This is a genomic window from Pseudacidovorax sp. RU35E, from assembly GCF_900156165.1.
GTDB lineage: Bacteria > Pseudomonadota > Gammaproteobacteria > Burkholderiales > Burkholderiaceae_C > Xenophilus.
Map to the genome: position 1 here is coordinate 28,609 of NZ_FTMY01000006.1, position 26,693 is coordinate 55,301.

Sequence of the window (26,693 nt, forward strand, 5' to 3'; positions counted from 1 at the left end):
GCCGTGGGCCGCAGCAAGCACAGCACGCCCGACGGCACCGCGCCCAACGTCGGCACGGTGCAGGCGGGGCTGGTGGTGGGCAGCCATGGCCGCCACTGCCTGGTGGAGTCGCCCGACGGCGAGCGCCGCATCTGCCACCCGCGCGGCAAGAAGAGCCAGGCCGTGGTGGGCGACCGGGTGCAATGGCTGCCGAGTACTGACGAGGGCACCATCGAGCGGGTGGAGACGCGCCGCAATCTCTTCTACCGCCAGGACGAGATCCGGACCAAGTCCTTTGCAGCGAACCTGGACCAGATCCTGATGCTGGTTGCGGCGGAGCCCGACTTTTCCGAGCACCAGCTGACGCGTGCGCTGATCGCGGCCGAGGCCGAGCACATCCGCGCGTTGATCGTGCTCAACAAGAGCGACCTGCCCGATCTCTTCTCGCCGGCCTGGGAGCGGCTCGCGCCCTACCGCCGCATGGGCTACGGGGTGTTGCCCCTTTCGCTGAAGGCCGACGGCGCCTCGGGCCTGGCCGAGGTGCAGGCCGAACTGGCCGGCCGCACCACACTCATCCTCGGCCCCTCGGGCGTGGGCAAGAGCACGCTGGTCAACCGGCTGGTGCCCTCGGCGCTGGCCCAGACGGGCGAGATCTCGCAGGCGCTCAACTCGGGCCGGCACACCACGACGACCACCACGTGGTACTGGATGGACAAGCCGGCCAGCACGGCCCTCATCGATTCGCCGGGTTTCCAGGAGTTTGGTCTTCATCACATCGAGCCCACGCAGTTGCCGGCGCTGATGCCCGACATCGCGGCCCACACTGGCGAATGCCGCTTCTACAACTGCACGCATCGGCATGAGCCCGGCTGCGGCGTCATCGACCATGTGGAAGGCGAAGAGCGCAACGGCAGCAGCGACGCGGACATCAGCGCGATGCGCTACCGCATCTACAACGAGCTTTTCGACGAACTGAGCCGACCGGCGTACTGAAGGACGTCGCAGGCGCAGGCCCGGCCTTCCGGCGCGCCCTGGCGGCGAGTCGAACCCGCGCCTCAACCCTCCAGGATCGCCTGCACCGCCTCAACCAACGCGCTGCACTGCGCCCGCGTGCCGATGCTGATGCGCAGCCACTGGTCGATGCGAGGCTGCCGGAAATGCCGTACCAGCACGGCCCGTTCTCGCAGCGCGGCCGCCAGGGCGGCCGCATCGCGCTGCGGATGCCGCGCGAACACAAAGTTGGCCTGTGACGGCAGCACTTCGAAGCCGAGGTCTTCCAGCTGCAGGGTCAGCCCTTCGCGCGTGTCGATCACCGCACGGCACTGCGCGCTGAACCATGCCTCGTCCTCGATGGCCGCCAGGGCGCCGGCCTGTGCCAGCCGGTCGAGCGGGTAGGAATTGAAGCTGTTCTTGATGCGGGCCAGGGCCTCGATGAGCGGCGCCTGCCCTAGCGCGAAGCCTACGCGCAGGCCCGCGAGCGCGCGCGATTTGGACAGGGTCTGCACGACCAGCAGATTGGGATGGGCGTCCACCAGCGCCGCCGCGCTCTCGGCACCGAAATCCACATAGGCCTCGTCCACGAGAACCACGCGCGGCGGACAGGCGAGCAGCAGCCGTTCGATGACAGCCAGCGGCAGCCCCTGACCTGTCGGCGCGTTGGGATTGGCGATCACCACGCCCGCACAACCCTGCGCGGCCCGGTAGGCCAACGCCTCGATGTCGATCTGCAAAGCCTCGCCGACGGGCACCTCCGTGGCCTCGATGCCGTGCAACTGCGTCCAGACCCGGTAGAAGCTGTAAGTGACGTCTGGAAAGAGCAGCGGCTCGTCACGCTGGAAGAAAGCCAGAAAAGCGTGGCTCAGCACCTCGTCGGACCCGTTCCCCACGAACACCTGGTTGGCCTGCAGCGCGTGGCGGCGGGCGATGGCCTCGCGCAACTGCGTGGACTCGGGGTCCGGGTAGCGCTGAAGTCCTTCCCGCGCGGCTTCGGTGATGGCAGCAATCACCCGGGCGGACGGCGCACTCGGATGCTCGTTGGTGTTGAGCTTGACCAGGTCGGCGATACGCGGCTGCTCGCCGGGCACGTAGGGCTCGAGATCCGCGATGCGCGGACTCCAGAATACAGAGGCGGGTTGGGACATGAGGCTCGCCACACGGCGCAGCGCCGGGCATTGAAAACAAGAGATGAAGACGGGCGCGCGTCAGCCCAGCAGACGCGCCAGCGTGAGCAGCGCCAACAACAGCATCCACAGCACCACGGACCGCCAGACCAAGCCCACCACGCTGCGCAGGTGGGCGGGCTCGGGCTCACGCCCCGACGTGCCGCCGCCGGCCGGCATGGACGCGCCGGCCGGATCGAGGTCGAGCAGCGCATCGGCCACCGGTCGGCTGGAGCGCAGCTGCTCACCCCCAAGGCGCACATTCAGCGCGCCGGAGGTGGCGGCAAGGATCACGCCATCGTTCACACCCGGAAAATTCCGCGCATCGTTGCGCCAGGCATCGACGGCCTCCTCGAAGCTGCCCACCACCGCGAAGCCCAAGGCCGTGATGCGGGCGGGCAGCCAGTCGATCACCGTCCACGCGCGGTCCGCGGCCTGCTGTACCGCGACACTCGCAGGCTGGCTCATGGCGTTGTGCTTGTAAGCCCAGTAGCGGCCGACAAATTCGCTCATGCGATAGAACACGGCCCCGGCCGGCCCCAGACCCAGCAGAGCCCCGAGCGAGAACCACGCCAGCACCCCCAACACATGGCGATGGGCTGCGATGACCGAATATTCGATCACATGCCGCACGATCTCGCTGCGCGGCAACTCCTCGGCGTCGACCCGCTGCCAGCGCGCGAGCAGGCTGCGCGCCAGTGCCTCGTCGCCCACGTCGAGCGCGTCGCGGATCTCCGTGAAGTGATGGCTGAACTGCCTAAAGCCCAGCGTGACATAGAGCACGCCGACGCTCCAGATCAGCGCAAACGGCGCGCCCAGCGTGAGCATCAGCAACCAATGCAGGCCCAGCGCCAGCAGGCTGGGCACGCCGACAGCCAACGACCATGCGACCCACCCATGATGCGGCTTGCCGGCGTCGAAGTTGCGGCTCGTCCACCGCGTCCAGGCCAGCGCCGCGCGAGCCGCCGGGTTGTCGGATGCCAGCGGCCGGACCTGCTCGATCAGCAGCGCACACAGGATGGCAAAGAAGCTCATCGAAGAATGATAAGACCGCCCTGCACGCCGCTCGGGGTCACAACGATGCCGGCCATGCCCGCGCGCAGGCTGCCGTCATGCGGACAGGAAGCGATAGAGATTGCGCAGCATGCCGGCCGTGGCACCCCACACAAAGCGCTCATGCGCGCCATCCTGGTAGGGCATCGAGAAGAAATGCCGTGCTGCAGGTCCTTCGCCTTCGAGGTGGTGGCGGCGATGGTGAGCGGGATTCATGAGGAAGGCGAGCGGCACCTCGAACACGTCGGCCACCTCCGCCGGATTGGGGCGCAGGGCGAAGCCTGGCTGCACCAGCGCCACGACCGGCGTCACGACGAAGGCCGTGATCGTGGTGTACGTGGGCAATTCACCCAGCACCTCGACGAAACTCGCGTCGAGGCCGACCTCTTCCCACGCCTCACGCAACGCCGCGGCGGCGATGGTCACATCGCCGGGGTCCACCCGCCCGCCCGGAAAGGCGATCTGACCCGAGTGGGTAGACATGCGGGTCGCCCGCTCGGTCAGCAGCACCATGGGCTCGTCGCGCAGGACGATCGGAACGAGGACGGCCGCCGGGGCGGGGCTGCGGCGCGTCAGACTGGGCTCGCGACGCACTTCGGGTGTCCACATGAGACTGCCCGACAAGGAAAAGCGCGCCCGCAAAGCGTCCGCAGTGAGGCGAGCTGGGGGCACTGCCGGCAGGTCATGGTCGACACGCGTGACCGGCACCATGCGTGGATCCGTCACCGCCCCAGTCGGCGTGCCGACCGCATTGACCACCTCGGGCGGTGCATGGTCCGGGGTGCCGGACAAGGGGGATTCAGGACTCAGGGACATGGCGAAATGCACTGCAATGAAAAAGGCCGCCCGAAGGCGGCCCGGTGCGGGCGGCAGGAACGTTCACCGATCCTGCCTGCACGGCGCGAATCAGTTCGCGGCGGCCGCGTTGGAGGCCTTGCCCGGCAGCTTTTCCTTGATGCGGGCGGAACGGCCACTGCGCTCGCGCAGGTAGTACAGCTTGGCGCGACGCACATCACCGCGACGCTTGACTTCGATGCCGGCGATCAGCGGGCTGTAGGTCTGGAAGGTCCGCTCGACGCCTTCGCCGCTGGAGATCTTGCGCACGGTGAAGGCGCTGTTCAGACCGCGGTTGCGCTTGGCAATGACCACGCCTTCGTAGGCCTGCACGCGCTTGCGGGTGCCTTCGACGACGTTGACGCTGACGATCACGGTGTCGCCAGGTGCGAATTCGGGGATCTTCTTGCCCAGGCGGGCGATTTCCTCTTGTTCGAGGGTCTGGATGAGGTTCATGGTTTCCTGCGAAGGATCGTGTCCGCGCTGCACTGAAGGCGGCTGCCGGTGCCAGCTCACACGTGAAGTTCGTGGAGGGCGCCGGCCCCAGGAAGCAAGGCTTCTGGACGATGGCCGCGGCCGGACAGAGGATCGGAAAAGCCCGCGATTATAGCGCGCCGCGCCGCAGTTCCTGCAAGAACTGCTCATCTCGCGTCTGCAGCCGGCCCTCGGCGCGGGCCGCGTCGATCAGTTCCGGCCGCCGCAGGGCCGTGATGGTCAGCCGCTGCTCGCGGCGCCAGCGCTCGATCTGCGCATGGTGGCCTGACATCAGCGGGGTCGGTACGGCCTCACCTTGCCAGATCTCGGGCCGGGTGTAGTGGGGACAGTCCAGCAGGCCATCGAGCGCCGGATTGAAGCTGTCCTGCGCGTGGCTGTCTGCGTCGCCGAGCACCCCAGGCTGCAGGCGCGCAACCGCATCGAGCAACGCCAGCGCGGCCAGTTCGCCGCCAGAGAGCACGAAGTCACCGAGGCTGATCTGGTGGGTGACGTAGCGGTCGATGAAGCGTTGATCCAGGCCCTCATAGCGGCCACACACCAGCAATGCGCCCACACCGGCAGACCATTCGCTCACGGCCGCATGCCGCAGCGGCTCGCCAATCGGAGAGAACAGCACCACCGGCACCCGCTCGCCACGATCGGTGAAGGCAGCCTCCGCGCAACGGGACATGGGCTCGGCCATCATGACCATGCCGGGGCCACCACCGAACGGCCGGTCGTCGACGCGGCGGTAGTTGCCGTCGGCGAAGTCTCGTGGATTCCAGAAGCGAACGTCCACCTGCCCCGACGCAAAGGCACGGCGGGTGATGCCGTTGGCCAGGAAGGGCGCAAATAGCTCGGGAAAGAGGGTCAGGACGTCGAAGCGCATGTGCGTCCCCGCTCGGGCCGCCGAGCCCGGTCAGTAATCGGGCTGCCAATCGGCCACGATGAGGCGGCCGGCCAGGTCGACCTTGTCGACGATGGCGGAGACAAAGGGAATCAGACGCTCGCCCGGCTTGTCGCCTTCGGCGGCGGGCGGCACCTCGAGGACCAGCGTCGTCTGTGGCCCGGTGGCCAGCAGCTCGCGCACCATGCCGAGGGCCACGCCATCGCGGTTGACGACCGACAGGCCGACGAGGTCGACCCAGTAGTACTCGTCGTCACCCGGCGTCGGAAACAGCGAACGCGGTACGAAGATGCGCGCACCGCGCAGGGCCTCGGCCGCGTTGCGATCGGGCACTTCGTCGGAATGAGCGACGATGCAGTCGGTGTGCTCGCGGGCTTCTCGGATGGGCAGTCGGAAGACCTGGCGATCATTGCCAGGCGGCTGGAGGAACCAGCGCTTGGACGTGAACAGCGCCTCCGGCTTGGCGCTGTGGGGCAGGACCTTGAACCAGCCCTTAATGCCCCAGGCATCGACGATGCGCCCGACTTCGATGGCATCCGCCGGCAGTTCGGCAGCGTCGAGCGTGGGCAGCATCGGCGACGGCCCGCCGATCAGGCGGCGGCTTGCTCGGCAGCGGCCGGCGCGGCGGAGCCGGCCTGCTTGATCAGGCGCACGACGGTGGGCGACGCCTGGGCGCCGACGCTCTTCCAGTACGCCAGGCGGTCCTGGGCGATGCGGATGCTTTCCTCGCCGCCACGGGCGGTGGGGTTGTAGAAGCCAAGGCGCTCGATGAAGCGGCCGTCACGACGGGTGCGCTTGTCGGAAACGACGATGTTGAAGAACGGACGGCCCTTGGAGCCGCCGCGGGAGAGTCGAATGACGACCATGATTTATCCTTGGGGTGGAGCCGGCCGCAGGTTTCAGGGAATGCCTGGGATCGGCCGGTGAATTCTTCTCCAGCGTTGAGACACGCGACATGGCCACCCGGCCAGCGACACGCTGAAAAGCCCGCGAGTATAGCGCCCTTCCGCCCACCCCCATGCATCTGACCATCCGACCGAGCCGCGACGAAGACCTGGCGGCCATCACGGCCATCTATGCCCACCATGTCCTGCACGGCACGGGCACCTTCGAGACCGAGGCACCGACCCAGACCGACATGACCCACCGCCGCGCTGACGTGCTGGCCAAGGGCCTGCCGTATCTGGTGGCCCAGGGCGAGGCGGGCGATGTGCTCGGCTTCGCCTACTGCAACTGGTTCAAGCCACGTCCGGCTTATCGCTATTCCGCGGAAGACTCGATCTACATCGCCGACGCGGCGCGCGGCATGGGCCTGGGCGCGCGGCTCCTCGAAGCCCTGATCGAGGCGGCGCAGGCGGCCGGGGTGCGCAAGCTCATCGCGGTGATCGGCGATTCGGCCAACGCCGGCTCGGTCGGCGTCCACCGCAAGCTGGGCTTCGCGCAGGTCGGCGTCATCAAGGACTGCGGCTGGAAGTTCGGCCAGTGGCGCGATGTGGTGCTGATGGACAAGGTGCTCGGCGAAGGCAGCAGCACGTCACCCGAATAAGGACACGCCATGACCATCGACACCCAGGCCGGGACGGTCCCCGGCGCCGTTCCCGTGCGCAGCCCCCGCAGCAAGACCATCGCAGCGTGGCTCGCCTTTGTGGGCGGCCCGCTGGGGCTGCACCGCTTCTACCTCCACGGCCTGGGCGACATGCTGGGCTGGCTGCTGCCGATCCCGACCGCGCTGGGCCTCTACGGCGTCGAGCGGGCCCGCATGTACGGGCTGGACGACGGCTGGAGCTGGGTGCTCATCCCGCTTCTGGGCTTCACCATCGCGGGCTGCGCGCTGATGGCCATCATCTATGGCCTGATGACCCCGGAACGCTGGAATGCCAAGCACAACCCCCAACTCGCGCCCGATGCGGCGCCGGGTGGCACCAGTTGGTTCACCATCGGTGCCGTCGTGCTTGCACTGCTGATCGGCGCGACGGTGCTGATGTCGAGCATCGTCTTCAGCTTCCAACGCTACTTCGAGCACCAGATCGAGGAAGGCCGCCGCATCTCGCAATAGGCCGACGCGCGGCCGGCAGCCCGTCCCCTCAAAAGAGCTGCATGCTCAGCCAGTAGGCGATGGCCGCCACGAAGGCGGCGGCGGGAATGGTGAAGATCCACGCCCACACGATGTTGCCCGCCACACCCCAACGTACCGCGCTCGCCCGCTGCGTGGCGCCCACACCGACGATGGCACCGGTGATCGTGTGCGTGGTCGACACCGGGATGCCCAGCGCCGTCGCCAGGAACAGCGTCAGCGCCCCGCCCGTCTCGGCACAGAAGCCGCCCACGGGCTTGAGCTTGGTGATCTTCTGGCCCATCGTGCGCACGATGCGCCATCCCCCGAACATGGTGCCCATGGCAATGGCCGTGTAGCAGGCCACGACCACCCAGGTCGGCGGCGCCGAATCGGCCGTCGAGGCGTAGCCCGTGGCCAGCAGCAGCATCCAGATGATGCCGATGGTCTTCTGCGCATCGTTGCCGCCGTGGCCCAGGCTGTAGGCCCCGGCAGAGACCAGCTGCAGGCGCCGGAACCAGCGGTCCACCTTCGAGGGCGTTGCGCGGCGGAATGTCCAGGCCACCGCCACCATCATCAGCGAGCCAAGCAGGAAGCCCAGCAGCGGCGAGACGAAGATGAAGGCCACCGTCTTCCAGATGCCGGCGCCCACCAGGCCCGAGGTGCCGGTCTTGGCCATCACCGCGCCCACGATGCCGCCGATCAGCGCATGCGAGGAGCTGCTGGGAATGCCGTAGTACCAGGTGACGAGGTTCCAGCTGATGGCACCGATCAATGCACCGAACACCACGTGCACGTCGATCACGTTGGCATGGGCGATGCCCTTGCCCACCGTCGCCGCCACGCTGAGGTGGAAGACGAAGATCGCAACCAGGTTGAAGAAAGCGGCGAAGAGCACCGCCTGGCCCGGCTTGAGCACGCCGGTGGACACCACGGTGGCGATGGAATTCGCCGCATCGTGGAAGCCGTTCATGAAGTCGAAGGCGATGGCCAGCGCGACCAGCACCACCACCACCCAGAGGGCGACCTGCACCGTTGCCATGGAGACTTCTCCCGGCGGTTCAGGAGTTCTCGAGGATGATGCCCTCGATCACGTTGGCCACGTCCTCGCATTTGTCGGTGACCGTCTCCAGCAGCTCGTAGATGGCCTTGAGCTTGATCACCTCGCGCACGTCGGGCTCCTCGCGGAAAAGCTTGCTCATGGCGCTGCGCATGACGCGGTCGGCATCGGATTCGATGCGGTCGATCTCTTCGCAGGTCTTGAGCGTGGCCTCGGCCACGGCCGGATCGGCGATCTTGCCCAGGTACTTGACGGCATCCTTGAGGCGGCCGCAGCACTTGACCGACAAGGCGGTCAGGCGGGAGATCTCGTCCGTCATCTGCCGCACGTCGTACAGCGCCATGGTCTCGGCGCAATCCTGGATCAGGTCGGCCACATCGTCCATCGTGTTGATGAGCTTGTGGATCTGCTCGCGGTCGATGGGGGTGATGAATGTCTTGTGCAGCAGCAGGTTGACGTCATGCGTCACCCGGTCGGCCGCACGTTCGGCGTTGTCGACGTCGCGGTTGTACTGCTCCCGCAGGTGCACGTCGTTGTAGTTGGCGACCAGCTGTTCGAAAGCCCGTGCGGCCTCGACGATGCGCTCGGCATGCTGGTTGAACATCTCAAAGAAATTGCCCTCGCGGGGCAGCAGCTTGCCGAGCATGAAATTGGCGTCCTTACACGAAAGATGCGACAGGGTGATGACACCCGAGCAACCCGCAAGTGTAAAGGGCAGCGCCTGCAGGCCGCCCCAACGGGTGCTTCAGAGGCGCTGGATGGCCTGGCCGACCACGGTTGCGAGCTGAGCCGCATCGACCCGCTCGGGCGCGATTTCCGCCAGCGGCAACAGCACGAAGGCCCGCTCATGCATCCGCGGATGGGGCACAACCAGGCGCGGCTCGCCGATGCGGGCATCGCCATAGAGCAGCAGGTCCAGATCAAGCGTACGCGGCGCGTTGCGATACGGTCGCTCGCGGCCCGCTTCGAGCTCCAGGCGCTGCAGTTCATCGAGGAGATCAAGCGGCGCCAGCTGCGTCTCGAGGCCCGCGACCGCATTGATGAAGTCCGGGCCGCCGGCATCGATGGGCGCGCTGCGGTAGAGGCTGGAGCGGGCGACCAGCCGCGTCTGCGGCAGACCGCCAAGATCGGCAAGTGCACGAACCACGGCCGCTTGGGCGTCGCCGAGGTTGGCGCCGAGCGCCACGTAGGCGCGCACGCAGGGCGCTTCGGGTGCGGCATGCATGCCTGGGCTCGCCGCGGCTTCGTTGGCAATGGGGCCAGCCGCTGGCGCGCCCGGCGCGAGGCTCACGCAGCGTCGGGCGAGGAGCCGCCCGCGTCGCCCCCACCCGCCACGCCGCCGGCGCCGCGCGGCTTGCGACGCCGGCGGCGCTTGCGCGGTGCCCCGCCCTCGCCGTCCGCGGGCACCAGGGCGTCCTCGCCATCGCCGGTCTGTTCGCCCAGGGCGGCCTCGGTCGGTTCACCGCCGCCCGTCGACGCAGGCGCCACGGCACGAGGGCTGCGCGTGTGAACGCGGGGCGCGCGGTTGCCCGACTGCGCCTTGCGCTGCTCCGCCCGCACCTGCTCGATCAGGTCCTCGCGGCGGATGTCGTCGGCGGTGCTGAATTCCTGCCACCACTCGGCAATCGCCTCGTCCACCTCGCCGATGTCGGCACGCAGGCGCATGAAGTCGAAGCCGGCGCGGAAGCGCGCCTGCTCCACCAGGCCGTAGGGCGTGCTGCCGACACGCTTGTCGAAGCGCGGCTGCATCATCCAGATCTCGCGCATGTCCGCGGCCAGCTTGCCGCGGCCCGACACGTCGCCGATGCGGGTGTTGAAGACGTCGTCGATGGCATCCTGCAGTGCAGGGACAGGCGGCTGCGCACGCTGGCCCGGGCGCTCCTTGAGGCGCGCCTGCCAGCCTTCACGCACGTCGCTCCACAGCACGCAGGCCAGCAGGAAGCTGGCGGCCACCGGTTTGCCCTCGCCCACGCGGCGGTCGGTGTCGGCCAGCGCGGCCTTCACGAAAGGCAAGTCGGCGCGCTCCACCACCACGTCGAGCAGCGGATAGATGCCTCGCGCCAGACCCAGTGTGCGCAGCTGCGCGATGCTGGCCAGCGCATGGCCGGTCTGCAACAGCTTGAGCATCTCGTCGAACATGCGGCTCTGCGGCACGTCGGCCAGCAACCGGGCTGATTCGACCAGCGGCGCCGCCGTCTTGGCGTCCATCTTGAAGCCCAGGGCCGCGAGCTTGGCCGAGAAGCGGATGGCGCGCACGATGCGCACCGGGTCCTCGCGGTAGCGCGTGGCGGGGTCGCCGATCATGCGCAGCACCAGCTTCTGCGCGTCGCGGATGCCGTTGTGGTAGTCCACCACGATCTGCCGCGCCGGGTCGTAATACATCGCGTTGACGGTGAAGTCGCGCCGCGCGGCGTCCTCGTCCTGCGGCCCCCAGACGTTGTCGCGCAGCACGCGGCCGCTGGCGTCCACGGCATGCTTCATGGCCGAGAGTTCGCTCTTGCTGGTGCGCTCGTTGCCGGCCACCTGCTCGGCGGCGCCGGCCTCCATGTAGGCGCGGAAGGTCGAGACCTCGATCACCTCGTGCTCGCGCCCGCGGCCGTACACCACGTGCACGATGCGGAAGCGCCGGCCGATGATGAAGGCGCGACGGAACAGGCCCTTGACCTCTTCCGGCGTGGCGTTGGTGGCGACGTCGAAATCCTTGGGCTTCAGGCCCAGCAGCAGGTCGCGCACTGCGCCGCCGACGATGTAGGCCTCGAAGCCGGCCTGCTGCAGCGTGGTCACCACGTTCTTGGCCCGCTCGTCCACCAGGGCGGGGTCGATGCGGTGCACGCTGGCATCCACTTCCTGGCGCTTGCCGAAGCGCGAACGGCCGCCGCGGGCCGAGCCCGTCTTGGCCAGGATCTTGTCGATGAATTGCTTGATCATGGAATCCGTGTGTCGGGCCGCCCCCGCAGGGCGGCCCGGAAAATCTTCATTCGTTCTCGAGCATGTGCCGCACCAGCGGGATGGTGATGGCACGCTGCGTCTGCAGCGCATAACCGTCGAGCTTCTTGAGCAGCTCGATGAGGCTGCCCAGGTCGCGGCTGAAGCGGTGCAGCATGTAGTCGACCACCTCCGGCGGCAGCTTGAGGCCGCGCGCCGAGGCGAGCTCGTGCAGCACCGCCCGCCGCTCCGCCTCGCTCAGCAGCTGCAGCTGGAACACATGGCCCCAGGCCAGCCGCGTGCGCAGGTCCTCGCGCAGCTTGAGGTCGGCCGGCGGCAGCTCGCCCGCCGCCACCACGCCGCACTGCAGCGACTGCGCCTGCACGAACCAGCTGAAGGCCGCCTGCTGCTGCACGGTGTCGTACAGGTGCACGTCGTCCATCAGCACGGCGTCCCATTGCTCGTCGAAGGGGGGTGGGTCGTAGAGGCCTGGGTGCATCCAGCCCAACCGCGCGCCCTGGTCATACAGGGCCGCGGCCACCGACTCGAGCAGATGCGTCTTGCCGGTGCCCGATTCGCCCCAGAGATAGATCGGTACCGGCGAGTGCAGCGTGCCCCGGCCCGTGCCCACCCAGGCCCGCAGATGGGCCACCGCCTCCTCATTGGGTCCGACGTGGAAGCTCGCCAGCGTCGGCGCTGTCTGCAGGCCGATGTCGAGCGCGAGCTGCTTCATGCGAGGGAGATGGAAGGCGGCGGAGGGATGTAGGGATGCGGCAGGGCGGCCCGGAGCCGACCCTTAAAATCGCGTGAAATTCTATGCGGCCCGCCTCCGCGCCTGTCGAAGACGTCCGGGCCGCCTTCTTTTTGTCCCTTCCCTGCGCCGCTCGCCATCATGACTTCGCCCTCCTCCACCCCCCTCAGCTATAAGGACGCCGGCGTCGACATCGATGCGGGGGACGCGCTGGTCGACCGCATCAAGCCGCTGGCGAAGAAGACGATGCGCGAAGGTGTGCTGGCCGGCATCGGCGGCTTCGGCGCCCTGTTCGAGGTGCCCAAGCGCTACAAGGAGCCGGTGCTGGTCTCCGGCACCGACGGCGTGGGCACCAAGCTCAAGCTGGCCTTCGAGTGGCAGATGCACGACACCGTGGGCATCGACCTGGTGGCCATGAGCGTCAACGACGTGCTGGTGCAGGGCGCCGAGCCGCTGTTCTTCCTGGACTACTTCGCCTGCGGCAAGCTGGACGTGGACACCGCCGCCCGCGTGGTGGGCGGCATCGCCCGCGGCTGCGAGCTGTCGGGCTGCGCGCTGATCGGCGGCGAGACGGCCGAGATGCCCGGCATGTACCCCGCCGGCGAATACGACCTGGCCGGCTTCGCTGTCGGCGCGGTCGAGAAGTCGAAGATCCTCACCGGCCAGAACGTCAGGCCCGGCGACGTGGTGCTGGGCCTGGCCTCGCACGGCGTGCATTCCAACGGCTTCTCGCTGGTGCGTAAGGTGATCGAGCGCGCCGGAACCGACCTGCCCGCGACGCTGGACGGCCAGCCATTTCGCGAGGCCGTGATGGCGCCCACGCGCCTGTACGTCAAGCCGGTGCTGGCGGCGCTGGCCGCGCATCCGCACGGCGGCGAGGCGGGTGACGGCGGCATCAAGGCGCTGGCCCACATCACCGGCGGTGGCCTGCTGGAGAACATTCCGCGTGTGCTGCCCGAAGGCACTGCCGCCCACCTCACCAAGGGCAGCTGGCCGCAGACCGAACTGTTCGCCTGGCTGCAGAAGGTGGCGGGCATCGACGATATCGAGATGAACCGCACCTTCAACAACGGCATCGGCATGGTGGTGGTCGTGGCTGCGGCCGATGCCGAGGCCTGCGCGGCCACGCTGCGCGCCCAGGGCGAGACGGTCTACCAGATCGGCACCATCGCCGAGCGCGGCCAGGGCGCCGCTGTCGTCGTGGCCTGAGGATCCGCCCGGCCACGCCGTGACGATGTCGCATCCTGTCGCCGTCGGCGCAAGCCGGCCGGTGGTCATCGCCAGCTACCTGCTAATGGGGCTGGGCCTGCTGGGCATCCTGCTCAGCCATCTGCTGGTGGGCCTGCTGTGCGCCTGCGTGGGCTTCCTGTTCACACGCTGGTTCACACGGCTCACGGTGCAACTGGCGCATCGGCGGCTGCCGCCACGCGCCCTGGCGCGGGTCGAATCGATCATCAAGGCTGTGGCGATCCTGCTGGTGGTGCTGGGCCCGCTGGCGCTGCTGGCGCTGGGCGTGTCGCAGGCGCGCGAGTATGTCGTGGAGGCGCCGCAGCAGTACCGTGGACTTCTCGACTACGTCGCCCGCACCATCCTGGAACTGCGCCAGAAACTGCCGCCCGAGCTGGCCGCTTCGCTGCCGGCTGCAGCGGACGATGTCCAGCGCATGGTGGCCAACTACCTGCGCAACGAAGCCGGTACGCTCGCACTGGCCGGCCGGGCGTGGCTCAATGCGGTGCTGCATGGCTACGTCGGCCTGATCGTCGGCGGCCTGGCCGCCGTCGCGCTACCGCCGCTGCAGCGCCGCCCCCTGGCTGCCGCGCTCCACCAGCGCATCACCACCTTCGGTCTGGCCTTCAAGCAGATCGTGGCGGCCCAGTTCTGGATCGCCAGCTTCAACACAGCCCTGACGGCCACCTTCCTGCTGCTGGTGCTGCCGCTGTGGGACACGCGGCTGCCCTACACGCCCGTGCTCATCACCTTCACCTTCGTGGCGGGGCTGGTGCCGATCGTGGGCAACCTGCTGTGCAACGTGGTGCTGACGCTGGTGGGCCTGTCGGTCTCGCCGGTGACGGCAGCGGCCTGCCTGGTCTTCCTGATCCTGATCCACAAGGCCGAGTACGTCATCAACGCCAAGGTGGTCGGCAAGCGTACCCACATGGCAGTGTGGGAGCTGCTGTCGGTGATGTTCGTGGCCGAAACCGTCTTCGGGCCGGCAGGGCTGGTGGCGGCGCCGCTGTTCTACGCCTACCTCAAGAAGGAGCTGGAGGCGGCGAAGCTGGTCTGACGCGCTCGGCCGTGGCTGAAGCCCCTCGTACCGGCCGACCCATCTTGAGCCCCGGTCCTGGGCCCCCCTCGAAGCACACCCGCCCAGGACGCCCAAGCACGGCCCAAGTGCTCGGGGTTCAGCCCGGACGACTCGCCCCGTCCACCTGCGCCCCAGCGCCATCCGGCGGCGACTCGGACGCTGTCAGCCATTCGGCCGCATGGGTGCGCAGCACATCGATCTGCACCCACACCAGCAGCAGTTCGGTGCGCATCAGCCGCAGGCGGGCGGCCAGATCGTCGGCCCGCTCGTCCCCAGCCGCCATGGCGCCGGTGTCTGCCTCTGCGCGGGCGGCGAGCGCATCGCGGGCGACCTGCGACGGCACCTCGCCCACCCGGCCGGCTTCGACCTCTGCCGCCAGTTGTTCCAGCGCTGCAGCTGCCTGCTCGGCGGCCGCCCGCAGCAGAGCCACCCGCGGGCCGTCGGGGACTGCGGCACGGTGTGCGCCCAGGGCCGAGAGGTAGCTCAGCAGCGTGTGCGACTGAATCACGAAGCGCACCGCCACACCCGCACGGCGGCGCGCAAAGCCGGGTTCCCGGAACATCTCGGTCACGGCCGTCGCCAGCGCCGCGTCGCCGTTGTGCGCGTTGCGCCGCGCCAGCCGGTAGGCCAGGTCGTCGCGGGCACCGCTGTCGTACTGACCCGCGATCTGGCGCAGGTAGGCGGCATGGTGGCGCATGGCCTGCGCGGCGATCTCGTGGATGCGCCGGGCCTGCCAGTGCGGCAGCACCAGCAGCACGGCCAGGCCGGCGATCACGCAGCCGATGGCGGTGTCGATCAGCCGCGGCTGGATGAGCCGCGCGCTATCGGTGATCTGGTTGAAGCACATCAGCACCAGCAGCGTCATGGCGGCGGTGGCCAGCAGATAACGCGTGCTGCGGTTGGCAAAGAACACCACGCCCGCCACCACGGCGAAGGACGACTGCAGCAGCGGCTGCGGAAAGAGGTCGATCAGCGCCCAGCCCACCACCACGCCCAGGGTCGTTCCCACGACGCGCTGGCCCATGCGCGCAATGGTCTCGCCGTAGCCGGGCTGGCAGACGAAGAGCGTGGTCAGCATGATCCAGTAGCCCTCCTGCAACTGCACGACATGCATCACGCCATAGCCGGTGGCCAGTGCCACGGCCAGACGCACGGCATGGCGGAACAGCGGCGAGCGCGGCGTGAGCTGCCGTCGCACGCGCGCCAGCGCATCGCGCCAATCCCGCGCGGAGCGGTCGAACAGGCTCATGTCGGTGCGGCCGAGCCGGGCCGAGGGGTGGGCCGTGTTGCTGGCGCCGGCCAGTTGCCCGTCGAGCAGCGCCAGATTGCGTGCCAGAGCCTCGATGGCCGGCAGCCGTTGCTGCGCCTCATCACCCGCGGTCGCACGCGCATGGGCGATGGCGCTGCGCAGTTCGGCCAGGGCCTGCACGCTCTGGCCGTCCATCACGAAAGGCTCTCGCCGCTCCACCGACCGGGCCAGCTGGCTGCACGCGTCGCCCTGCAGCCAGAGAACGCGCTGGCAACGGTAGAGCAGGTCGCTGTGGAAGAAGGCCTCGGCCAGCGCGTTGTAGTCCTCGTGCGAGGAGCTGGCGCGCTCGTGCACGTCCTGCGCGATCAGGTAGAGGCCGCGGTAGCGCGCGAGCCGGCCCGTGGGAGCCCGCGGACCGAGCCGCGAGAAGATGGCTTCCTTGGCATCGTTGAGGGCGGAGACCACCTTTGCATTGAGCCCGGCCAGCGCCAGCCGCTTGCGCTGCACGTCCACGCCGCGCAGCGGCTCGAACAGCGAGGCCTTGTAGCGCACGTACTCGCCCAGCACGCCATACACCCGCACCAGCAGGGCCTGCACCGGCAGCGACGGGAACAGCGCGCACCACAACACCGAGATGGCGCCATACCAGGCCGCCCCTGCCACCAGCAGCAGCGGCTCGCGCCAGTGCTGGCCGGGGCCGTGCGCCGCCACCGCGTGCTCCATGCTGATGGTGGCATACATCCCCAGGATCAATGTGCCATAGGCGATCGCCTTGTAGCGCGCGCCGATGGCGCCCAGCATGGTGATGCCGAATGCAGAAAGGCAGAAAACGCCGATGAACACCCATGAGAGGCCGAACAGCGCCTGCACCCCGGCGCCGACGGCCGCGAAGCAGGCCAGCATCACCAGGAGCGCACGCAGCCGGCCACGCCAGCTGTCGTCGGTCTCGGCCAGCGCGCTGGCGATGGTGCCCAGAAACAGCGGAATGACCGCATCCTGGTGGCCGGCCAGTCCGGCGCCGGCCATCAAGGTGGCCAGCGCCAGCAGCACGCGCAGGGGCTGCGCGCGCTGAAAGAGCAGGCGCCACTGTCCGCGCAGGCCATCGAGGGAGATCAGGGAATCCATCAAACAGCGGGAGGGGTGTCGCCCGGATCACGCAGGATGCGTGCCGCGGGCTCGGAGGACCGATATGGGTGGTGTGTTCGCGCGGTGAACCGGGCGGAACCGTCGCCGCGTCCAGGAACGATAGCCGGACCCGCTTAGCGGGTCGTGAACAAGATGCTGGCCCGCAGCCCGCCCGTACTCGTGGTGGCGGCCAGGCGCATCTGCGCGCCCAGCAGCTTCGCATAGCGAGCGACGATGGACAGCCCCAGGCCCGACCCTTCGCCCAGCTTGCGTCCGTCGGTGCCCTGGGCCCAGCGATGCATCAGGGCCTGCCGCTGCACGTCGGGAATGCCAGGCCCGTCGTCGGCCACCGAGAGCACGGGCACCATCGTTCCGTCGACCTCCTCCTTCGACAGCTCGATGGTCACCGTCTTGCCGCCATAGCGCAGGGCGTTGTCGATCAGGTTGTCGAGGATGCCCTCCACCAGCGCCACGCTGCCATTGATGGTGAAGCCGCCGCTTTCCTGTGCCTCGTCCAGGCCGCGGGCGCCCAGGTCGACGCCACGGGCGTCTGCGCGGGTCAGGTGGCGCAGCACGGCCTCATGAGCCAGCTCGTCGAGGACCACCGGCTCGCGCTGCAGCACGGCATCGGATTCGGCGGCCAGGGCCAGTGCCAGCAGCTGGTCGACCAGGTGGCTGGCCCGGGCCTCGCTGGCGGCGATGCGCTGCAACTGTTCGCGCGCGACCCCCGGATCGGCGTGGCCCAGGCCGTAATGGGCCAGCGCGCGGATGCCGGCCAGCGGCGTGCGCAGCTCGTGCGCCACGTTGCCCGCGAACTCGCGCTGCGCCCGCACGCTGCCGTCGAGCCGCACGAACAGGTCGTTCAGGGCATCGCCCAGCTGCGCGACCTCGCGCGTGTCGCCGCCCACGATCACCGGCGACAGGTCGCTGGCGTCGCGCCGGCCAAGGTCCTGCTGGAGCGCGCCCAGCGGGGCCAGCTCCCGTGCAATGCCGCGCCACAGCCACCAGGCCAGCACGCCCAGCAACAGGATCTGCGGCAGCGTGGCATAGAGCGCCAGCCGCCGAAGCAGCGCAGTGCGCGATCCGGTGGTCTGGGCCACGACAACGATGAAGTCACCGGACCCCGCAGGATGGCGCAGGACCACTGCACGCAACTGCTTGCCGGCGAAGCGAACGTCCGCGAGATGCCAGGTCGCGCCCTCGGCCAGGAAGGGTGTCTGCAGCGCCGGATCACCCGAGAGCAGACTGCCATCAGGCCGTCGGACCGCGAAATACACCGTCTCCCGCTGGTCGAACAGCAGCGTGGTCATCTCGCGCGCCGTGAGCTGCAACTGCGCATCGGGCCGGCCCTGGGGCTGGATGTTGGCGGCGATGGCGTAGGCATCGTCCACCAGCGCACGGTCGAAGGCCTGGCGCACGAAGTAGTTGGAGATGATCAGCACCACCACCGTGCCGGCCAGCCAGGTGAGGGCCAGCGGCAGCATCACCTGCCGCAGTACGCGCGCACGCAGCGATGGGCGGGGGCGATGCCCGGCCGCCGCAACGGTCGCGGCGCTCGCCGGTCGGGCGCTCAAGCGTCGCCTTCCAGCAGATAGCCGATGCCGCGCAGCGTGCGGATGCCGGCGCCGCTGCCCAGCAGCTTCTTGCGCAGACGCGAGATGAAGGCCTCCAGCGCGTTGTCGCCCAGTGCATCGTCGAAGCTGGACAGCTTGTTGGAGAGCACACGCTTGCTGACGGCATGGCCCGGTGGACTCATGAGCTCCCACAGCACCTCGAATTCGCGGGCCGGCAGGTCCAGCGGCGCACTGCCGATGAAGAAGCGGCGCGCTCGGCGATCGAGCTTGAGCTGACCGACCAGCGCCACGTCGTCCGTGCCCTGGGCGCGACGCACCAACGCGCGCAGGCGGGCGTCGACTTCGGGCAGCTCGAAGGGTTTGCCGAGGTAATCGTCGGCGCCGGCGTCCAGGCCGGCAATGCGTTCGTCGGTCCGGTTGCGGGCGGTGAGGACCAGCACAGGCGTACGGTCACCGCGGCTGCGCGCCTGTCGCAGCACCGTCAGACCGCTGCCGAGCGGACTTCCTGGGCCAGGACCGGCCGGCAGATTCAGGTCCAGCAGCACGGCATCGAAGGGTTGCACACGCCAGAGGTAATCGGCCTCCTCCATGCTCGCCGCCACATCGACCCGATGACCGGCATCGGTCAGGCTGCGCAACATCACGTCGCGCAGGGTCGCATCGTCTTCCACCAACAGGATTCGCATGGGGGCGAAGGCTACCCCACCCGAAGGGAAGCTGACCAGGGGGCGGTCAGCAATTGGTCAGCCTTCCGGCGCGGCACGCCGACGGTTGGCTTGGGAACTGCCCGCCGCTTCCCTGGAGCGGTACGAGGGCGACGGTCTCAGGACAGCGCCCGCCGCAGCGTCGCGGCGCGCTCGGCGATGGCGTCGACGTCCAGGGCGTCCTCGGCATGGGCGAGGTAGGTGTCGAGGTCCTGCACGGCCTGGGCCGTATGGCCCTGCTCGGCGCAGGCCAGGCCGCGGTCGCGGTATTCGGCCCAGGCCTGAGGCAGCAGCACGATCAGGCGGTCCAGCACGCCGATGAGACGGGCCCAGTCCTCCTGTGCGCTGTGGATCTCCTTCAGATTGCGGAGCATGCGGGCGATGATCTCCCGTGCCGGCGCCGGCTGCAGATACAGGCCCAGCGGCACGTCGAATTCGCCCACCAGGCCGTTGCTGCGCTTGTAGGGTTCGAGGCGCTCCGCCAGTTCCTCCCGCGACAGCGAACGGCCGGTGAAGGGGTCGATGACCACCTGCCCCTTTGGAAGCGACACCTTCAGCATGAAATGGCCCGGAAAGCTGACGCCGCGCGCATGCAGGTTCAGGCCCTGGGCCAGCTCGATCCACAGCACCGCCAGCGAGATCGGGATGCCGCGGCGGGTGCGCAGCACCACATGCAGGAAGCTGTTGTCGGGGTCGTAGTAGTCATTGACGTTGCCGCCGAAGCCCAGGTCATGGAAGAAGAACTGGTTCAGCGCCCGCAGCCGCGCCAGCGGCGCGGCGTCCGCCGGCAGCCGGCGTTTGAGGCGGGCCAGCAGCTGGTCCATGTCGCCCAGCACCTGCTGGACATCGAGCTCGGGATATTCGTCCTGCGCAAGGCTGGCGGCGGCTTCGAGCAAGGGAAAGTGCTCGTCGCTTTGCACCAGCGACTCGAAATAGGCCAGCGGCGTCGGCGTGTCGTATCGAAGAGACATGGGCCTTTGTAGTGGAGCCGCGTCGCGAGCGTCAAGGCGGCCGCAGGAAGCCCCACGCCCACCTCGGCGATGCCGGGCGCCCTGCCTCAACGCCGGACGAAACTGCGCAGCCGCAGGCCGCAGGCGGTGAGCACGCCGAAGTACAGGAGTGCGGCACCGGCGACGAAGGCCGCCAGCAGGCCGACGCGCAGCAGACGTTGGCTGCGCAGGCCCACCCAGTCGAAGCCATGCGCGCCCCATATCAGGAGCGCCGTCATCACCACTGTCCCGGTCAGGACCTGCAGCAGGAAGCGGCCCCAGCCCGGCGCCAGCCGGTAGCTGCCGCTGCGACGCAGACCGACCCACAGCGCCAGCGCATTGAGCAGTTGCCCGACACCGATCGCCAGGGTCAGGCCTGCATGCTGCAGCCACGGCACGAATGCGAGGTTCAACACCTGGGTCACGGCCAGCGCCGCCAGGCTGATGCGCATGGGCGTGCGCATGTCGTGGCGCGCGTAGAAGCCGGCCGCCAGCACCTTGATCGAGACGATGCCCACCAGTCCGACGCCGTAGCCCGCCAGCGCATCGGCGGTGCGCAGCACGCTGGCATCGTCGAAGGCGCCGTTGTGGAAGAGCACCGCCACCAGCGGCACGGGAAACACCAGCAGGGCCGCCGCACAGGGCAGCGCCAGCAGCACGATGAGCCGAAGCCCCCAGTCCAGCATGGCTGAATACCGGTCCGCATCCTTCGCCGCGCGCGCCGCGGCAAGTTGGGGCATCAGCACCACGCCGAGGGCGACGCCGAGCATCGCGCTCGGGAACTCCATCAGCCGATCGGCATTGGTGACCCAGGTGACGCTGCCAGCCACGAGGTGCGACGCGATCTGCGTGTTGATGAGCAGCGACAGCTGCGCTCCGCTGACGCCGATCATGGCCGGCAGCATGAGGCCGAGGATCTTGCGGGTACCCGGATCGGCCCAGGCCTCACGCAAGGCGGCGACACGAACGCCCAGGTTCGGCATGAGGCCCAGCCGGCGCAGAGCGGGAATCTGGATGGCCAGCTGCAGCACACCGCCCACCATCACGCCGACGCACTGCGCGTAGATGGGTTCGATGCCCCAGCGCTGGAACAGGGGTGCGCCCAGCACGATCGAACCGATGAGCGCCACGTTCAGCAGCACGGGCGACGCCGCAGGCACCGCAAAACGCTTCCAGGTATTGAGGATGCCGCCCGCGAAGGCCACCAGCGACATGAAGCCGATGTAAGGGAACATCCAGCGCGTCATCACGACGGCGGCATCGAAGCTGCCCGAGCGCTCCAGACCGCTGGCCATGGCCCACACCATCAGCGGCGCGGCGACCACGCCCGCCACGCACAGCAGCACCAGCGCCCACAGCAGCAGCGTGCCGACGTGGGCGATCAGCTGCCGGGCCCGGTCCTCGCCACCCTCGGTGCGGGTGGCCGACAGCACAGGCACGAAAGCCTGGCTGAACGCGCCCTCGCCCAGCACGCGGCGGAACAGGTTGGGAATGCGGAATGCGACGTAGAAAGCGTCGGTCATTGCGCTCACGCCGAAGACTGAGCTCATCAGCACATCGCGCACGAGGCCGGTGATGCGCGAGGCCAGGGTCAGCAGGGAAACGGTGGAAGCGGATTTGAAGAGCGACACGGCGGCGCAGTGTAGGCGGGGCCTTGGGACGCCTGGCTGCGCGGGGAACCGCCTGCTGCCGTTGCCACTGCCGGCCATGGCACTCTTAAGCGGGGCGAGCAAAGAACGGGGTGGGCTATACTCGCGGGTTCGCCGCAACATCCCCAGACACTCAAGGAACACACATATGGCATCCGCCAAGCCCAAGAAGAAGAACCCGCGCCTCGCGTCGGGCCGCAAGCGCGTCCGCCAGGACACCAAACTCAACGCTGCCAACAGCTCGCTGCGCTCCAAGTACCGCACGGCGCTGAAGAACGTCGCCAAGGCCGTTGCCGCTGGCGACCAGGCCAAGGCCACCGAGCTGTTCGCCAAGGCCCAGAGCGTCGTCGACACCATCGCCGACAAGGGCATCTTCCACAAGAACAAGGCCGCGCGCGACAAGAGCCGCCTGGCCGCCAAGGTCAAGGCCCTGGCCACTGCCGCTCCGGCGGCCGCCGCCTGACGGAATTCAGGTCAGCCCGGACTGCCTACAGGCGGTCCGCCGTTTGATCGGGTGCGCTGCAGCGAAAAAGAAAAACCGCCTTCGGGCGGTTTTTTCGTTTCTGGATCCGGCGGCTCCGGATCAGAAATGGGGCGAGGCAATCAGCCCTTGGGCGGCTTCCCGTCCGGCACCAGGCAGGCCTCGGCCACCTGCAGGTCGTTGTCCTTGGCGAAATTCATGACGAAATCCCAGGCCATCGGCTCGGACTCCTGGAGGTCGCGGTGGACGACCACGCACTTCACGCCGTTGATCACCGTCGGCACGCACCAGGGCGAATAGCTGAGATGCCCCCCGAGGCGGGCACCACCGGGGCGGAACTGGCTCATCACGCCGGCCAGCCGCTCGGCCCAGTCGCTGGGCCGGAAAGTGCGACCCTGGCTCGTGATGCCCTGAATGAAGACTTCTTTGGCAGAGGGGGAAACCATTGTTCTCGTGTTCGGCGCAGGCGTGTTGCGCCGCACAAGGGATTCTACCCAGCGTGTCCCGCGCGCGACCTCCCCGGGACATGCATCCGATGGGGATCGGGGCGCATGGCAGTGATGCGCAATCCTCAACGAAGGCGTCATGCCCCCCACCTAGAATTTCTTCACTTTCAGGAGAACCCATGAGCGCCACCGCCGCCCCCACCTCGCCCCACGTCATGAACACCTACGGCCGGCTGCCGATCGCCCTGGTGCGCGGCCAGGGCTGCCGCGTGTGGGACGTCAACGGCAAGGCCTACCTGGACGGCCTGGGCGGCATCGCCGTCAACACGCTGGGCCACAACCATCCCGAACTCGTCCCGGCGCTGCAGGAACAGCTCACCCAGCTGATCCACACCTCCAACTACTACTATGTGCCCGGCCAGGAAGTGCTGGCCGAGCGCCTGACGACGCTGTCGGGCATGACCAACGCCTTCTTCTGCTGCACCGGGCTGGAGGCCAACGAGGCCGCCATCAAGCTGGCCCGCAAGTTCGGCCACGACAAGGGCATCGAGCGGCCGGAGATCGTGGTGTACGAGCATGCCTTCCACGGCCGCAGCCTGGCCACGCTGTCGGCCACCGGCAACCCGAAGATCCAGAAAGGCTTCGGCCCGCTGGTCGAAGGCTTCATCCGCGTGCCGCTCAACGACATCGAGGCGCTGAAGAAGGCGACCGAAGGCAACCCCAACGTGGTGGCCGTGATGTTCGAGACCATCCAGGGCGAAGGCGGCATCCACCCGATGCGCTGGGACTACCTGCAGCAGGTGCGGGCCCTGTGCGACGCCAACGACTGGCTGATGATGATCGACGAGATCCAGACCGGCATCGGCCGCACCGGCAAGTGGTTCGCGCACCAATGGGCCGGCATCGTGCCGGACGTGATGTCGCTGGCCAAGGGCCTGGGTTCGGGCGTGCCAGTGGGCGCGGTGGTGGCCGGCCCCAAGGCCGCGAACATCTTCCAGCCGGGCAACCACGGCACCACCTTCGGCGGCAATCCGCTGGCCATGCGCGCCGGCATCGAGACGCTGCGCATCATGGAGAAGGACGGCCTGCTGCAGAACGCCGCCGATGTCGGTGCGCACCTCAAGGGCGCGCTGCAGGCTGCGTTCGAGGGCGTGGCTGGCGTCAAGGAAGTGCGCGGCCAGGGCCTGATGCTGGGCATCGAGCTCGACCGGCCCGCCGGCGCCGTGCTGACCCGCGCCTGCGACGCCGGCCTGCTGCTGTCGGTGACGGCGGACAGCGTGATCCGCCTGGTGCCGCCGCTCGTCCTCACCGTGGCCGAGGCCGACGAGATCGTCGCCCTCCTCGCCCCTATCGTGAAGGCCTTCCTGGCCGAGCCGGCACAATAAGCCCATGAGCCTTCCTGCGATCCGCCACTACCTCCAGTTCAGCGACTTCACGGCCGACGAGTACGCGTACCTGTTCCGACGCGCGGCGCTCATCAAGAAGAAGTTCAAGACCTACGAGAAGCACCACACGCTGGCGGATCGCACCCTGGCCATGATCTTCGAGAAGGCCAGCACCCGCACCCGCGTGAGCTTCGAGGCCGGCATGTACCAGCTCGGCGGCAGCGTGGTGCACCTGACCACCGGCGACAGCCAATTGGGTCGCGCAGAGCCGATCGAGGACAGCGCCAAGGTCATCAGCCGCATGACCGACCTGGTCATGATCCGCACCTACGAGCAGGAGAAGATCGAACGCTTCGCCGCCAACTCGCGGGTGCCGGTCATCAACGGCCTGACCAACGAATTCCATCCCTGCCAGATCCTGGCCGACCTGTTCACTTACCTGGAGCACCGCGGCCTGAATGCGGACGGCACGCCCGACCCGGGGGCGCTGCGCGGCAAGACCGTAGCCTGGGTGGGCGACGGCAACAACATGGCCAACACCTGGCTGCAGGCGGCCGAGATCCTGGGCTTCGCGGTGCATGTGAGCACGCCCAGCGGCTACGAGGTGGACCAGGCCGTCGCCGGCATCCGCTCCGGCGACAGCTACAAGGTCTTCAGGGACCCGATGGACGCCTGCCGCGACGCGCATCTGGTGACCACCGACGTGTGGACCAGCATGGGCTACGAGGCCGAGAACGAGCAGCGCCGCCAAGCCTTTGCCGACTGGTGCGTGGACGAGGCCATGATGGCCGTGGCCCAGCCTGACGCGCTGTTCATGCACTGCCTGCCCGCCCATCGCGGCGAGGAGGTCACGGGCGAGGTCATCGACGGCCCGCAATCGGTCGTCTGGGACGAAGCAGAGAACCGCATGCATGTGCAGAAGGCACTGATGGAGTACCTGCTGCTCGGCCGTATCGGCTGAAGGTTTTTCCGGCGCATCGATGAACCCCTGCCAGAGCTGCGGCGCCTGCTGCGCCAGCTACCGCGTCGACTTCAGCATCCACGAGCTGGACGACATGGGCGGCACGGTGCCGGCGGGTCTGACGGTCCAGGTCACAGGCGCCACCTGCCGGATGCGGGGCACGGACCACGTTCCGATGCGTTGCGCTGCGCTCACGGGCAAGGTGGGGCAATCGGTGGGCTGCGGCATCTACGAATGGCGGCCGAACCCTTGCCGCGAACTGGAAGCGGGCAGCCATGGCTGCGAGAGGGCACGCGCACGGCACGGGTTGCCCGTGCTCGGAGGCTGAGGCAACGCTCTCGCCAAACGAGGCCGGACCGCCTTCTTCGCCCGCGTTGGAAATAACCGACACCACACATCCCGCGCCGGCGCTATGGTCCGGCGCATGTCTGCTCCGCCCTCCCGTCTCTGGGACATCTCTCCCCCTGTCTACGTCGGCGCGCCGGTGTTTCCCGGCGACACGCCCTATGCCCAGCAATGGGCCGCAACGCTGGGCCCGGGCTGCCCGGTCAACGTCAGCCAGATCACGATGTCGCCGCACGTCGGCGCGCACGCCGACGCGCCTCTGCACTACGCGGCCGACGGCGCCACCATCGGCCAGGTGGACTTGGACGCCTTCCTCGGCCCATGCCGTGTGATCCATGCCGTCGGCGCCGCGCCCCTCGTCGAGTGGCAGCACATCGCCCATGCCATCGACGACCGCCTGCCGCCGCGGGTGCTGGTGCGCACTTACGACCGGGCGCCCGTGGACCGATGGGACCCGGCGCTTCCCGCCTACGCGCCCGAGACGGTCGAACGCCTGGCCGCGCTCGGCGTGCGCCTGATCGGCATCGACACGGCCAGCATCGACCCGGCCGACAGCAAGGCCCTGCCCAGCCACCAGACCATCCGGCGCCACGACATGCGCGTGCTGGAGAACCTGGTGCTCGACGCCGTGCCCGAAGGCGACTACGAGCTGATCGCGCTGCCGCTCAAGCTGGTGCAGGCGGATGCCTCGCCCGTGCGCGCCGTGCTGCGCGCGCTGGGCTGACGGCGCTCAGGCCGGCACCATCGCGTAGGCCACGATCTCGATCTTCATGCCCGGCACCACCAGCGCCGCCACGGCCGCGCTGGAACGGTTGGGGTACGGCGCCTCGAAGAACTCGCGGTAGACCGCGTCGATGGCCGGCATGTCCGCCACGTCGGTCATGTAGATCAGCACCTGCGTCACGTCCGCCATCGTGCCGCCGGCCGACTGCACGCCGCGTCGGAGGTTCTCGAAGGTCAGGCGCGTCTGCGCCTCGATGGTCCCGGTGTCGATGGTGCCGTCGGTGCGGACGGGCCCATGCGCGGTGAAGAGCATGGCGCCCGTGGCCTTCACGGCCCACGAAAAAGGTTGCTTGAGCGCCGGCAGACCCACATCGATCACTTGCTTCATCGCAGCTCCAAATGTTCCATACATAAAACGACGTTTATTTTATGGTCAGCGTTGGGAATAAGCGACACAACGCATTTTTTGACAGTGATAACTTCCCCGCTTCACTCCGCAGCGCCCTGTCCTACGCCGCTCGTCCCCGAGCGCGGCAGCCCGCCCGGCCCGCAGCTTGCGTCG

Annotated in this window: 29 protein-coding genes; 10 read left to right on the plus strand and 19 right to left on the minus strand. The window is 68.6% G+C overall.

Translation table 11 applies throughout. The annotated features are described in order from the left end of the window. Window positions 1–3: 3 nt before the first annotated feature. Window positions 4–972 (plus strand): ribosome small subunit-dependent GTPase A, encoded by a 969-nt coding sequence (gene rsgA, locus BXA03_RS11985; protein ID WP_369822420.1) that lies wholly within the window; start codon window positions 4–6, stop codon window positions 970–972. A 62-nt stretch (window positions 973–1,034) separates the two neighbouring features. Here the strand turns inward: rsgA and hisC are convergent, their stop codons facing one another. From hisC to rpsP, 7 genes are all read right to left on the minus strand, one after another. After that, window positions 1,035–2,120 (minus strand): histidinol-phosphate transaminase, encoded by a 1,086-nt coding sequence (gene hisC / locus BXA03_RS11990; RefSeq protein WP_076507805.1) that lies wholly within the window; start codon window positions 2,118–2,120, stop codon window positions 1,035–1,037. Window positions 2,121–2,180: 60 nt separating this feature from the next. Beyond that, window positions 2,181–3,173, minus strand: coding sequence for a CobD/CbiB family protein (locus tag BXA03_RS11995; protein WP_076507808.1), 993 nt, complete (start codon window positions 3,171–3,173; stop codon window positions 2,181–2,183). A gap of 75 nt (window positions 3,174–3,248) precedes the next feature. Next, a complete protein-coding gene (locus tag BXA03_RS12000; protein WP_076507810.1) occupies window positions 3,249–4,007 on the minus strand; it encodes a CoA pyrophosphatase in 759 nt (252 codons plus the stop codon). Between the two features lie 90 nt (window positions 4,008–4,097). Next, window positions 4,098–4,481 (minus strand): 50S ribosomal protein L19, encoded by a 384-nt coding sequence (gene rplS, locus BXA03_RS12005; protein ID WP_076507813.1) that lies wholly within the window; start codon window positions 4,479–4,481, stop codon window positions 4,098–4,100. 148 nt (window positions 4,482–4,629) lie between these two features. Next, a complete protein-coding gene (gene trmD, locus BXA03_RS12010; protein WP_076507816.1) occupies window positions 4,630–5,388 on the minus strand; it encodes a tRNA (guanosine(37)-N1)-methyltransferase TrmD in 759 nt (252 codons plus the stop codon). A 30-nt stretch (window positions 5,389–5,418) separates the two neighbouring features. Next, complete coding sequence (rimM, locus tag BXA03_RS12015; protein ID WP_076507819.1) at window positions 5,419–5,979, minus strand: ribosome maturation factor RimM; 561 nt, start codon at window positions 5,977–5,979, stop codon at window positions 5,419–5,421. 17 nt (window positions 5,980–5,996) lie between these two features. Beyond that, the gene (rpsP, locus tag BXA03_RS12020) at window positions 5,997–6,272 is read right to left on the minus strand and encodes a 30S ribosomal protein S16 (protein WP_076507822.1); all 276 of its coding nucleotides are present in this window, start codon (window positions 6,270–6,272) and stop codon (window positions 5,997–5,999) included. A gap of 152 nt (window positions 6,273–6,424) precedes the next feature. Here rpsP and BXA03_RS12025 point away from each other — a divergent pair, with 152 nt between their 5' ends. Together BXA03_RS12025 and BXA03_RS12030 are read left to right on the plus strand one after the other, a co-directional pair. Further along, window positions 6,425–6,952 (plus strand): GNAT family N-acetyltransferase, encoded by a 528-nt coding sequence (locus tag BXA03_RS12025; RefSeq protein WP_076507825.1) that lies wholly within the window; start codon window positions 6,425–6,427, stop codon window positions 6,950–6,952. 9 nt (window positions 6,953–6,961) lie between these two features. Then, a complete protein-coding gene (locus BXA03_RS12030; protein ID WP_076507828.1) occupies window positions 6,962–7,462 on the plus strand; it encodes an NINE protein in 501 nt (166 codons plus the stop codon). 28 nt (window positions 7,463–7,490) lie between these two features. On the opposite strand, the gene BXA03_RS12035 is transcribed toward BXA03_RS12030, so the two are convergent. The 5 genes from BXA03_RS12035 to hda all read right to left on the minus strand — a co-directional run bounded on the left by BXA03_RS12035 (window position 7,491) and on the right by hda (window position 12,177). Then, complete coding sequence (locus tag BXA03_RS12035; RefSeq protein ID WP_076507831.1) at window positions 7,491–8,501, minus strand: inorganic phosphate transporter; 1,011 nt, start codon at window positions 8,499–8,501, stop codon at window positions 7,491–7,493. Window positions 8,502–8,520: 19 nt separating this feature from the next. Then, the gene (locus tag BXA03_RS12040; RefSeq protein ID WP_017759823.1) at window positions 8,521–9,165 is read right to left on the minus strand and encodes a DUF47 domain-containing protein; all 645 of its coding nucleotides are present in this window, start codon (window positions 9,163–9,165) and stop codon (window positions 8,521–8,523) included. Window positions 9,166–9,264: 99 nt separating this feature from the next. Further along, complete coding sequence (gene folK, locus BXA03_RS12045; protein ID WP_076507834.1) at window positions 9,265–9,744, minus strand: 2-amino-4-hydroxy-6-hydroxymethyldihydropteridine diphosphokinase; 480 nt, start codon at window positions 9,742–9,744, stop codon at window positions 9,265–9,267. Window positions 9,745–9,806: 62 nt separating this feature from the next. Then, window positions 9,807–11,447: a polynucleotide adenylyltransferase PcnB gene (pcnB, locus tag BXA03_RS12050; protein WP_076507837.1), complete on the minus strand. Its 1,641-nt coding sequence runs from the start codon at window positions 11,445–11,447 to the stop codon at window positions 9,807–9,809. Window positions 11,448–11,493: 46 nt separating this feature from the next. Next, window positions 11,494–12,177 (minus strand): DnaA regulatory inactivator Hda, encoded by a 684-nt coding sequence (gene hda, locus BXA03_RS12055; protein WP_076507839.1) that lies wholly within the window; start codon window positions 12,175–12,177, stop codon window positions 11,494–11,496. Between the two features lie 159 nt (window positions 12,178–12,336). Between hda and purM the strand changes: the two genes are divergently transcribed. Together purM and BXA03_RS12065 are read left to right on the plus strand one after the other, a co-directional pair. Next, the gene (purM, locus tag BXA03_RS12060; protein ID WP_076507841.1) at window positions 12,337–13,404 is read left to right on the plus strand and encodes a phosphoribosylformylglycinamidine cyclo-ligase; all 1,068 of its coding nucleotides are present in this window, start codon (window positions 12,337–12,339) and stop codon (window positions 13,402–13,404) included. Window positions 13,405–13,429: 25 nt separating this feature from the next. Continuing rightward, the gene (locus BXA03_RS12065) at window positions 13,430–14,479 is read left to right on the plus strand and encodes an AI-2E family transporter (protein ID WP_076507843.1); all 1,050 of its coding nucleotides are present in this window, start codon (window positions 13,430–13,432) and stop codon (window positions 14,477–14,479) included. 118 nt (window positions 14,480–14,597) lie between these two features. Here BXA03_RS12065 and yccS read toward each other — a convergent pair whose 3' ends face one another. From yccS to murJ, 5 genes are all read right to left on the minus strand, one after another. Beyond that, window positions 14,598–16,874, minus strand: coding sequence for a YccS family putative transporter (gene yccS, locus BXA03_RS12070; protein ID WP_076507845.1), 2,277 nt, complete (start codon window positions 16,872–16,874; stop codon window positions 14,598–14,600). A 134-nt stretch (window positions 16,875–17,008) separates the two neighbouring features. After that, window positions 17,009–18,448 carry a sensor histidine kinase gene (locus BXA03_RS12075; RefSeq protein WP_076507847.1) on the minus strand — a complete coding sequence of 480 codons (1,440 nt, stop codon included), beginning with the start codon at window positions 18,446–18,448 and terminating at the stop codon, window positions 17,009–17,011. Next, a complete protein-coding gene (locus BXA03_RS12080; protein ID WP_076507850.1) occupies window positions 18,445–19,134 on the minus strand; it encodes a response regulator transcription factor in 690 nt (229 codons plus the stop codon). Before BXA03_RS12080 ends, BXA03_RS12075 begins: the two co-directional genes overlap by 4 nt. Window positions 19,135–19,271: 137 nt before the next feature. Beyond that, window positions 19,272–20,123 (minus strand): SirB1 family protein, encoded by an 852-nt coding sequence (locus BXA03_RS12085; RefSeq protein ID WP_076507853.1) that lies wholly within the window; start codon window positions 20,121–20,123, stop codon window positions 19,272–19,274. Window positions 20,124–20,209: 86 nt separating this feature from the next. After that, on the minus strand, window positions 20,210–21,772 hold the full coding sequence (gene murJ / locus BXA03_RS12090) for a murein biosynthesis integral membrane protein MurJ (protein WP_076507856.1): 1,563 nt from the start codon (window positions 21,770–21,772) through the stop codon (window positions 20,210–20,212). 166 nt (window positions 21,773–21,938) lie between these two features. On the opposite strand from murJ, the gene rpsT reads away from it, so the two are divergent. Next, window positions 21,939–22,253, plus strand: coding sequence for a 30S ribosomal protein S20 (gene rpsT, locus BXA03_RS12095; protein ID WP_017761815.1), 315 nt, complete (start codon window positions 21,939–21,941; stop codon window positions 22,251–22,253). 140 nt (window positions 22,254–22,393) lie between these two features. Here rpsT and BXA03_RS12100 read toward each other — a convergent pair whose 3' ends face one another. After that, window positions 22,394–22,717 carry a DUF3579 domain-containing protein gene (locus BXA03_RS12100; RefSeq protein WP_076507858.1) on the minus strand — a complete coding sequence of 108 codons (324 nt, stop codon included), beginning with the start codon at window positions 22,715–22,717 and terminating at the stop codon, window positions 22,394–22,396. Between the two features lie 179 nt (window positions 22,718–22,896). On the opposite strand from BXA03_RS12100, the gene BXA03_RS12105 reads away from it, so the two are divergent. The 4 genes from BXA03_RS12105 to kynB all read left to right on the plus strand — a co-directional run bounded on the left by BXA03_RS12105 (window position 22,897) and on the right by kynB (window position 26,132). Further along, the gene (locus tag BXA03_RS12105; RefSeq protein WP_076507860.1) at window positions 22,897–24,102 is read left to right on the plus strand and encodes an aspartate aminotransferase family protein; all 1,206 of its coding nucleotides are present in this window, start codon (window positions 22,897–22,899) and stop codon (window positions 24,100–24,102) included. A 4-nt stretch (window positions 24,103–24,106) separates the two neighbouring features. Next, a complete protein-coding gene (argF, locus tag BXA03_RS12110) occupies window positions 24,107–25,063 on the plus strand; it encodes an ornithine carbamoyltransferase (protein WP_076507862.1) in 957 nt (318 codons plus the stop codon). Between the two features lie 19 nt (window positions 25,064–25,082). Further along, entirely contained in the window at window positions 25,083–25,391 is a 309-nt protein-coding gene (locus BXA03_RS12115) for a YkgJ family cysteine cluster protein (protein ID WP_076507864.1), read from the plus strand. Between the two features lie 96 nt (window positions 25,392–25,487). After that, on the plus strand, window positions 25,488–26,132 hold the full coding sequence (gene kynB, locus BXA03_RS12120) for an arylformamidase (RefSeq protein WP_076508512.1): 645 nt from the start codon (window positions 25,488–25,490) through the stop codon (window positions 26,130–26,132). Window positions 26,133–26,138: 6 nt separating this feature from the next. On the opposite strand, the gene BXA03_RS12125 is transcribed toward kynB, so the two are convergent. Then, entirely contained in the window at window positions 26,139–26,519 is a 381-nt protein-coding gene (locus BXA03_RS12125) for a RidA family protein (RefSeq protein WP_076507867.1), read from the minus strand. Window positions 26,520–26,693 lie beyond the last annotated feature (174 nt).

What these genes read in the sequence shown, in the direction of transcription:
- hisC (WP_076507805.1), bottom strand. Translation starts at nt 2,120, where the DNA reads ATGTCCCAACCCGCCTCTGTATTCTGGAGTCCGCGCATCGCGGATCTC.
- BXA03_RS11995 (WP_076507808.1), bottom strand. Translation starts at nt 3,173, where the DNA reads ATGAGCTTCTTTGCCATCCTGTGTGCGCTGCTGATCGAGCAGGTCCGG.
- BXA03_RS12000 (WP_076507810.1), bottom strand. Translation starts at nt 4,007, where the DNA reads ATGTCCCTGAGTCCTGAATCCCCCTTGTCCGGCACCCCGGACCATGCA.
- rplS (WP_076507813.1), bottom strand. Translation starts at nt 4,481, where the DNA reads ATGAACCTCATCCAGACCCTCGAACAAGAGGAAATCGCCCGCCTGGGC.
- trmD (WP_076507816.1), bottom strand. Translation starts at nt 5,388, where the DNA reads ATGCGCTTCGACGTCCTGACCCTCTTTCCCGAGCTATTTGCGCCCTTC.
- rimM (WP_076507819.1), bottom strand. Translation starts at nt 5,979, where the DNA reads ATGCTGCCCACGCTCGACGCTGCCGAACTGCCGGCGGATGCCATCGAA.
- rpsP (WP_076507822.1), bottom strand. Translation starts at nt 6,272, where the DNA reads ATGGTCGTCATTCGACTCTCCCGCGGCGGCTCCAAGGGCCGTCCGTTC.
- BXA03_RS12025 (WP_076507825.1), top strand. Translation starts at nt 6,425, where the DNA reads ATGCATCTGACCATCCGACCGAGCCGCGACGAAGACCTGGCGGCCATC.
- BXA03_RS12030 (WP_076507828.1), top strand. Translation starts at nt 6,962, where the DNA reads ATGACCATCGACACCCAGGCCGGGACGGTCCCCGGCGCCGTTCCCGTG.
- BXA03_RS12035 (WP_076507831.1), bottom strand. Translation starts at nt 8,501, where the DNA reads ATGGCAACGGTGCAGGTCGCCCTCTGGGTGGTGGTGGTGCTGGTCGCG.
- BXA03_RS12040 (WP_017759823.1), bottom strand. Translation starts at nt 9,165, where the DNA reads ATGCTCGGCAAGCTGCTGCCCCGCGAGGGCAATTTCTTTGAGATGTTC.
- folK (WP_076507834.1), bottom strand. Translation starts at nt 9,744, where the DNA reads ATGCATGCCGCACCCGAAGCGCCCTGCGTGCGCGCCTACGTGGCGCTC.
- pcnB (WP_076507837.1), bottom strand. Translation starts at nt 11,447, where the DNA reads ATGATCAAGCAATTCATCGACAAGATCCTGGCCAAGACGGGCTCGGCC.
- hda (WP_076507839.1), bottom strand. Translation starts at nt 12,177, where the DNA reads ATGAAGCAGCTCGCGCTCGACATCGGCCTGCAGACAGCGCCGACGCTG.
- purM (WP_076507841.1), top strand. Translation starts at nt 12,337, where the DNA reads ATGACTTCGCCCTCCTCCACCCCCCTCAGCTATAAGGACGCCGGCGTC.
- BXA03_RS12065 (WP_076507843.1), top strand. Translation starts at nt 13,430, where the DNA reads ATGTCGCATCCTGTCGCCGTCGGCGCAAGCCGGCCGGTGGTCATCGCC.
- yccS (WP_076507845.1), bottom strand. Translation starts at nt 16,874, where the DNA reads ATGGATTCCCTGATCTCCCTCGATGGCCTGCGCGGACAGTGGCGCCTG.
- BXA03_RS12080 (WP_076507850.1), bottom strand. Translation starts at nt 19,134, where the DNA reads ATGCGAATCCTGTTGGTGGAAGACGATGCGACCCTGCGCGACGTGATG.
- BXA03_RS12085 (WP_076507853.1), bottom strand. Translation starts at nt 20,123, where the DNA reads ATGTCTCTTCGATACGACACGCCGACGCCGCTGGCCTATTTCGAGTCG.
- rpsT (WP_017761815.1), top strand. Translation starts at nt 21,939, where the DNA reads ATGGCATCCGCCAAGCCCAAGAAGAAGAACCCGCGCCTCGCGTCGGGC.
- BXA03_RS12100 (WP_076507858.1), bottom strand. Translation starts at nt 22,717, where the DNA reads ATGGTTTCCCCCTCTGCCAAAGAAGTCTTCATTCAGGGCATCACGAGC.
- BXA03_RS12105 (WP_076507860.1), top strand. Translation starts at nt 22,897, where the DNA reads ATGAGCGCCACCGCCGCCCCCACCTCGCCCCACGTCATGAACACCTAC.
- argF (WP_076507862.1), top strand. Translation starts at nt 24,107, where the DNA reads ATGAGCCTTCCTGCGATCCGCCACTACCTCCAGTTCAGCGACTTCACG.
- BXA03_RS12115 (WP_076507864.1), top strand. Translation starts at nt 25,083, where the DNA reads ATGAACCCCTGCCAGAGCTGCGGCGCCTGCTGCGCCAGCTACCGCGTC.
- kynB (WP_076508512.1), top strand. Translation starts at nt 25,488, where the DNA reads ATGTCTGCTCCGCCCTCCCGTCTCTGGGACATCTCTCCCCCTGTCTAC.
- BXA03_RS12125 (WP_076507867.1), bottom strand. Translation starts at nt 26,519, where the DNA reads ATGAAGCAAGTGATCGATGTGGGTCTGCCGGCGCTCAAGCAACCTTTT.